The sequence below is a fragment of the Providencia sp. CIM-Carb-044 genome (assembly GCF_033901115.1).
Lineage (GTDB): Bacteria > Pseudomonadota > Gammaproteobacteria > Enterobacterales > Enterobacteriaceae > Providencia > Providencia hangzhouensis.
This window is the reverse complement of record NZ_JAXADV010000053.1, coordinates 1-1,826: the sequence shown is the minus strand read 5'-3', so window position 1 is coordinate 1,826 and position 1,826 is coordinate 1. Positions and strand designations below refer to the sequence as shown.

Below are 1,826 nucleotides of genomic sequence, written 5' to 3'. Positions count from 1 at the left end.
GCGCCGAAGGATGTCGCTGCCGACTGGGCAATGGAGCGCCTGCCGGCCCAGTATCAGCCCGTCATACTTGAAGCTAGACAGGCTTATCTTGGACAAGAAGAAGATCGCTTGGCCTCGCGCGCAGATCAGTTGGAAGAATTTGTTCACTACGTGAAAGGCGAGATCACCAAGGTAGTCGGCAAATAATGTCTAACTCAAGCGTTGGGCGCACAATAAGGCTCCTCGCAGAGTTGCTTGAAAGTTGTTACGATTCAAATTCAATCATGAGATAGTCAGCAGATGAGCACTTCCAAGAACGCAGACAAGTAAGCCGCAGCAACCTTCATTTTTCGGTTGTTGCGGCGTTCTCATGAATCCTTTTGCTCTACGGGAGCGCCGCCAAATCCTTTGTTCAAGGAGATGGTTTCGTGCGCTCAAAAAACTTTAGTTGGCGGTACTCCCTTGCCGCCACGGTGTTGTTGTTATCACCGTTCGATTTATTGGCATCACTCGGCATGGACATGTACTTGCCAGCAGTGCCGTTTATGCCAAACGCGCTTGGTACGACAGCGAGCACAATTCAGCTTACGCTGACAACGTACTTGGTCATGATTGGTGCCGGTCAGCTCTTGTTTGGACCGCTATCGGACCGACTGGGGCGCCGCCCCGTTCTACTGGGAGGTGGCCTCGCCTACGTTGTGGCGTCAATGGGCCTCGCTCTTACGTCATCGGCTGAAGTCTTTCTGGGGCTTCGGATTCTTCAGGCTTGTGGTGCCTCGGCGTGCCTTGTTTCCACATTTGCAACAGTACGTGACATTTACGCAGGTCGCGAGGAAAGTAATGTCATTTACGGCATACTCGGATCCATGCTGGCCATGGTCCCGGCGGTAGGCCCATTGCTCGGAGCGCTCGTCGACATGTGGCTTGGGTGGCGGGCTATCTTTGCGTTTCTAGGTTTGGGCATGATCGCTGCATCTGCAGCAGCGTGGCGATTCTGGCCTGAAACCCGGGTGCAACGAGTTGCGGGCTTGCAATGGTCGCAGCTGCTACTCCCCGTTAAGTGCCTGAACTTCTGGTTGTACACGTTGTGTTACGCCGCTGGAATGGGTAGCTTCTTCGTCTTTTTCTCCATTGCGCCCGGACTAATGATGGGCAGGCAAGGTGTGTCTCAGCTTGGCTTCAGCCTGCTGTTCGCCACAGTGGCAATTGCCATGGTGTTTACGGCTCGTTTTATGGGGCGTGTGATACCCAAGTGGGGCAGCCCAAGTGTCTTGCGAATGGGAATGGGATGCCTGATAGCTGGAGCAGTATTGCTTGCCATCACCGAAATATGGGCTTCGCAGTCCGTGTTAGGCTTTATTGCTCCAATGTGGCTAGTGGGTATTGGTGTCGCCACAGCGGTATCTGTGTCGCCCAATGGCGCTCTTCGAGGATTCGACCATGTTGCTGGAACGGTCACGGCAGTCTACTTCTGCTTGGGCGGTGTACTGCTAGGAAGCATCGGAACGTTGATCATTTCGCTGTTGCCGCGCAACACGGCTTGGCCGGTTGTCGTGTACTGTTTGACCCTTGCAACAGTCGTGCTCGGTCTGTCTTGTGTTTCCCGAGTGAAGGGCTCTCGCGGCCAGGGGGAGCATGATGTGGTCGCGCTACAAAGTGCGGAAAGTACATCAAATCCCAATCGTTGAGAGAATGTGGCAAGCTATCGCCCAACAAATCGCTGCAGCCGACCCAAAACCGCTACGCGGTTTCGGTCGGCTGAGCTCAGGCGTTAGATGCACTAAGCACATAATTGCTCACAGCCAAACTATCAGGTCAAGTCTGCTTTTATTATTTTTAAGCGTGCA

2 protein-coding genes are annotated in these 1,826 nt (G+C 53.7%); both read left to right on the top strand.

From position 1 onward, the window contains the following. The coding region (locus SJ312_RS23200) for an aminoglycoside adenylyltransferase domain-containing protein (protein ID WP_072198481.1) at positions 1–186 on the top strand (186 nt) is incomplete at its 5' end. Positions 187–407: 221 nt separating this feature from the next. Then, entirely contained in the window at positions 408–1,667 is a 1,260-nt protein-coding gene (locus SJ312_RS23195; protein ID WP_012300772.1) for a chloramphenicol efflux MFS transporter CmlA5, read from the top strand. Positions 1,668–1,826 lie beyond the last annotated feature (159 nt).